The sequence below is a fragment of the Arthrobacter flavus genome, assembly GCF_039526005.1.
GTDB classification, from domain to species: Bacteria; Actinomycetota; Actinomycetes; order Actinomycetales; family Micrococcaceae; genus Arthrobacter_D; species Arthrobacter_D flavus.
On sequence record NZ_BAAAIJ010000008.1, the window covers coordinates 1 to 4647 of the forward strand.

Annotated in this window: 4 protein-coding genes and 1 pseudogene; 1 reads left to right on the plus strand and 4 read right to left on the minus strand. The window is 56.9% G+C overall.

Features of this window, described 5'->3' with window-relative positions; translation table 11 throughout:
• Positions 1-511: 511 nt before the first annotated feature.
• The 4 genes from ABD059_RS03875 to ABD059_RS03890 form a co-directional block, all read right to left on the minus strand.
• Positions 512-1423 (minus strand): hypothetical protein, encoded by a 912-nt coding sequence (locus tag ABD059_RS03875; protein ID WP_343877930.1) that lies wholly within the window; start codon positions 1421-1423, stop codon positions 512-514.
• A 111-nt stretch (positions 1424-1534) separates the two neighbouring features.
• On the minus strand, positions 1535-2548 hold the full coding sequence (locus tag ABD059_RS03880) for a hypothetical protein (protein ID WP_343877931.1): 1014 nt from the start codon (positions 2546-2548) through the stop codon (positions 1535-1537).
• Positions 2545-2919 carry a PadR family transcriptional regulator gene (locus ABD059_RS03885; RefSeq protein WP_343877933.1) on the minus strand — a complete coding sequence of 125 codons (375 nt, stop codon included), beginning with the start codon at positions 2917-2919 and terminating at the stop codon, positions 2545-2547. Before ABD059_RS03885 ends, ABD059_RS03880 begins: the two co-directional genes overlap by 4 nt.
• A 178-nt stretch (positions 2920-3097) precedes the next feature.
• Positions 3098-3403 (minus strand): hypothetical protein, encoded by a 306-nt coding sequence (locus ABD059_RS03890; protein ID WP_343877934.1) that lies wholly within the window; start codon positions 3401-3403, stop codon positions 3098-3100.
• Positions 3404-3449: 46 nt separating this feature from the next.
• On the opposite strand from ABD059_RS03890, the pseudogene ABD059_RS03895 reads away from it, so the two are divergent.
• Positions 3450-4583, plus strand: a pseudogene (locus tag ABD059_RS03895) (ISL3 family transposase); the annotation flags it as partial.
• Between the last annotated feature and the right edge of the window lie 64 nt (positions 4584-4647).

A 4647-nucleotide genomic window follows, 5' to 3' on the forward strand; every position in this document is an offset into this window, starting at 1 on the left:
AACCTCACCAATTACATCGCCCGCAGCCTGCTCGAATCAGGCGGCTTCAGACCCCACCTACACCCTCAACTATGAAGAGCCGCCATAGTGGCAAACAGGCCCACCCCAGGAAACCAGGAAAGCCCGCACAAACACGATGGACGTGGAACCATCAACGACTCCCGCCACCGGTCAGCGGCCGCACTGTCACACCCGCATGCAAGAATCAATCACATCAGGCAGCCAGTAAGCCCTGACCCCGCGGAAACCCCACCCCATGAAAGATCGAGGCTAAGCGGTCGGTCGACGAGAAAGCACGGTCCCTAGGTGTCTGAAGTATCTAAGGTCCGCACTTTCTCTATCAGAAAAATCCAAGGCCCGTACGATCAGGGAAGCAAACCCGGACCTTGAAAAGGTGGGCGGCCTTCCACACCAGATAGCACCGCTAGCCGGTCGTCACCAGCGACGGACCGCCATTACAACACGACGCGTGAACTCCCCTGAGTGCGGCGCGGAAGAGATGTCACCGACTTTACTTGCAGTTGTTCATAACTGCGGCAATTCCTGTGAACTCGCCGAAGAATGCGATGAGAGCCTTGTACCTGGCTTGGGCGTTCTTAGCAGCTTTGAGTTTGGTAACTACTTTTGCAACCCCACCAATTTTGGCGATCTTGGAAGCGATCAGCAAGTTTCCCGCGACCAACGCACCAATAGTTGCAGTGCACACGGTCCAACCCCAGACTGTGCTGGGATCAGCGACGACGGGGAAAGCTGTTGTGGAGTTATGCTCCACGGTCTGGACGAGAGTATTACCTTCGATTTCAAAGGAAGTAGGTACCGACCGTCCGTTGGCGTCAATCGCCCAAGGAGCTTGGACGCTTCCAAGTGCGGAGCCGTCTTCTGCTGAGATTTCCACCGCTCCATCTGCAAGGACTCTCGCTACAGCGCCCTCCGGAACTTCTAGCGGGAAACGATATTCCTTAGCGGCAGCAGCAGACTCGATTTTAATGATCGATTGGCTACCCGAAGATGTTGCAAACGTCGAAATTACTGCCGAAGGCAGTTCCGTGTTTATTAGCGCATCACCTTTGCCCTCAAACAACTCTGCCGGAACCTCGGCGGGGTCCACCAGCTGATCCTCTGAGACGGAACCCGGCACTTCCAGAGTGAGGCTCCCAGATTGAGCATCGCGGTCCGTCACTTTAGCCAAACCCTGAAGATTCTCCACCGACAGCTCGGCATTCCCTGTTGATTCCTCGACAACCAAGGCGGCGTCTCGTTCGACCTGTTGGGTAACAGTTGCAGATGCCGGGCCAGCTCCAGTGGCAACTATGGCCACCGAAACGGTAAGCCCAAGAAACACCCTAGGCGTAAGTGAACTGTTTTTCATCATGTCTAAACCCCATTTTTCGAGTTCTGCGCACAGAACCTTCTTGCCCCACATTCTTGGGGAGCACTCTTGCGAGTACTGGAACACTAATGATTTGATGCTCTACATGCAAGTCTTAGTGTCATGGCGTCAACGAATTTTTTATTTGGAGGGCTGGGAAGCATCTCACTTCTTAGTGGACCACAACAGTCGCGTACTCATCACCGCAAAGATTATGAATCCCAAGCCAAAAAGACTGGTCAGCCATAAGGAAGTATTCGTGATGATTGCATTGACTGTACTAGATGCAAAAACTACGGTGATGGCTATGTAGATCCAGCTCTCGGTTCTTCTCTGACGTCCCGCTTTCATGATGGATCCTCCCATGAGCTGTGCTGCGTACGATTCCGGGGTATCAAACTCTATTTCAGGGTGATTCTTTTGAGAATTATTAGCAAGTGACTCGGCATCATGCACGATCTTTTTGACTTGGTCGTGCGATAGCGCATAGCGACCGCGAAGCAGCCCCGCCAACCGGGAGTACCAGCCTAATGCAGTGAGATTTTCCGTTGGCATGGATCGGCTTCGGGATCGGAGGGGAAGCCTGTATGTTGCTGCGAGCACAACCAATGAGGCTGCGATCAGTCCGACAGTGGGAACTTGAGTCAAGGAATCGCTGTCCTGAGAAACGGCTGCTATCACTATCGAAGCAGCAAAGACAAAAACTGCCACACTAAGCCATAGCCAGCCTCGACTAATTCTTCCCGAGCTGCGTTCGATGGAGCTCAGAACCAAAGCTGCCCAAGCTGCGACGGAACCGAATGAGAGCGCGATAACAGCCGGGGAAAGGATGAGAGACCAGCCTTCCAGGAGCAGGAGCGAAAAACTGATCAGGAGCCCGCACACACCCGAGCAAGCCACAAGTATGCGCCAACGGTCAGAGCGGGATATGCCCGTCACATCAACAGCTGCCTGCAATTCCAGCGGCACATCCTCGGTGATCAATTCGACATATTCTTCGGGTGATCCAAAGAGATCTCTCAGGGGCTGGCCAGATTCGAAACCTGCGCGATGAGCGTCCGATAAGGCAACGCGAACCGCTTCCATAGGGATCGGCGCGCCATTCAAACGTTTTTCTACGTCAATAGCCCATTCAGTGTCTGCATGGCGAGGATCGGAGGCAGATTGCTGATTTCTCATGGAGTCCCTGTCTCTTTGCTTGTATCAATGATTCTCGCTGGTCCTGCCTCCAAGACTGACATGACGACAGTTGCGAATGGGCCCCAACTCTCTCGCGCTTCACGGAGCCGATCAGCTCCCTCCTCGGTGAGAGTGTAAACCCGTCGACCTGGCCCTCCTATTCCTTCTTGCCAATCAGATACGACAAGGCTCTGCTGCTCGAGCTTATTCAACACTGGATATAGGGTGCCACCCTTGATATGGGTGAAGCCCAGAGATTGCAGATCCTGTGCAACAGCGTATCCGTGGGCGCGCCCACGCTCTAGAACAGCCAGGGCGCCAGTACTTAAAAAACTGCGTTGCCACTCGATTGGTGTTCCATGGTTGGTCATGGGGATACTGTAATCCACGACTAGTCAGAATATCAAGTAGTCGAATAAGAGATCAGCAAAAGCCGTATCCTCAGTTTGATGACTCGATCGACCCGGGCTTGACGGGGTTGATGCCCTTGGTCGGCTCCAAGGACTTCATCGCCGACGCGGTCATGATCCACGGCACCCCGGGCGTGATCTACGCCGATCGGGGGACGTCCATCACTCCTACCCGGGGCGGTTTGGCTCCCGCCAAGACGCGGTCGCCTGGGCCAACGAATTCTTCCTTTACTACAATTTCGAACACCGCCATTCCGGGATCGGGCTGCATACCCCCGCGACGGTCTTCGACGGCACGTACACGGCGATCCACGCCCGTCGCGCCACCGTCCTGCAGGGCGCCCACGAGGCCACCCCGCACCGCTTCAGCAAACCACCAGTGCCGCCGGCAGGCCCCACGGCGGCGTGGATCAACCAGCCCCAACAAAGCGAGGTCCCCACACACACCTAACCACTTGGCTATGTCTCAAACGGCTTGACAGATTCCGACGGGGCAGCATCTGAGCCGCGATCACGCCGTTCTTGCTTGCCGTGTTGTTGACCCAGATGACTGGTGCCGTAACTGTGGGTGCCAAGGCGTCCCTCGGGACACGGTGACCCGCCAGCTCGCTCACGAACCCTTCGGCTGGCGCCCGACCACGCTGCTGGTCAAAGTGCGCAGATACAAATGTTCCGGGTGCGGACAGGTGTGGCGGCAGGACACGTCCAAAGCCGCCGATTCACGGGCGAAACTCTCCCGCCGCGGGCTGCGGTGGGCGTTGGAGGGAATCGTGTGTCAACACCTCACGGTCGCCCGCGTCGCCGAAGGGCTGGGCGTGAGCTGGAATACTGCCAACAAAGCTGTCCTGGCCGAAGGTAAGCGTGTGCTCATTGATGATCCGCACCGGTTCGACGGGGTCAAAGTCATCGGTGTTGATGAGCATGTTTGGCGGCACACCCGCCGCGGGGACAAGTACGTGACCGTAATCATCGATCTGACCCCGATCCGTGATGGCACCGGACCGTCCCGCCTGCTGGATATGGTCGAAGGCCGCTCAAAACAAGTCTTCGCCACGTGGCTAAAAGCACGCCCGCAACAATGGCGGGACAGGATCGAGGTCGTGGCCATGGACGGGTTCTCCGGGTTTAAGAGCGCCGCGGCCGAAGAACTTCCCGAGGCTGTTCCGGTGATGGATCCCTTCCATGTCATCCGCCTGGCTGGAGAGGCTTTGGATAGCTGCCGACGGCGCGTTCAGCAACAGTTCTGCGGGCACCGTGGGCGTGCTGGCGACCCGCTGTATTCGGCCAGGCTAACGCTTCACACCGGGGCGGATCTGCTCACCGATAAGCAACGCACGCGTCTTCAATCCCTGTTCACAACGGACACCCACGTCGAGGTAGAAGCGAGCTGGGGGATCTACCAGCGCATGGTTGCCGCCTACCGGGAAGCGGACCGGGCCAAGGGACGGACGTTGATGGAAGCAGTCATCACATCCCTGGGCACAGGTGTTCCCACCGCCCTCGCTGAGCTCAAAACCCTCGGGCGAACCCTCAACCGCCGGGCGCCAGACGTCCTTGCCTACTTCGACCTACCCGGGACCTCAAATGGGCCAACCGAAGCCATCAACGGGGCTCTTCGCGGTTCGTGGTGATTTCCGCTGCTGAGGAGATGTTCAGGCGGCTGTTCTAGCGGCGCTTCTCAATAGGATA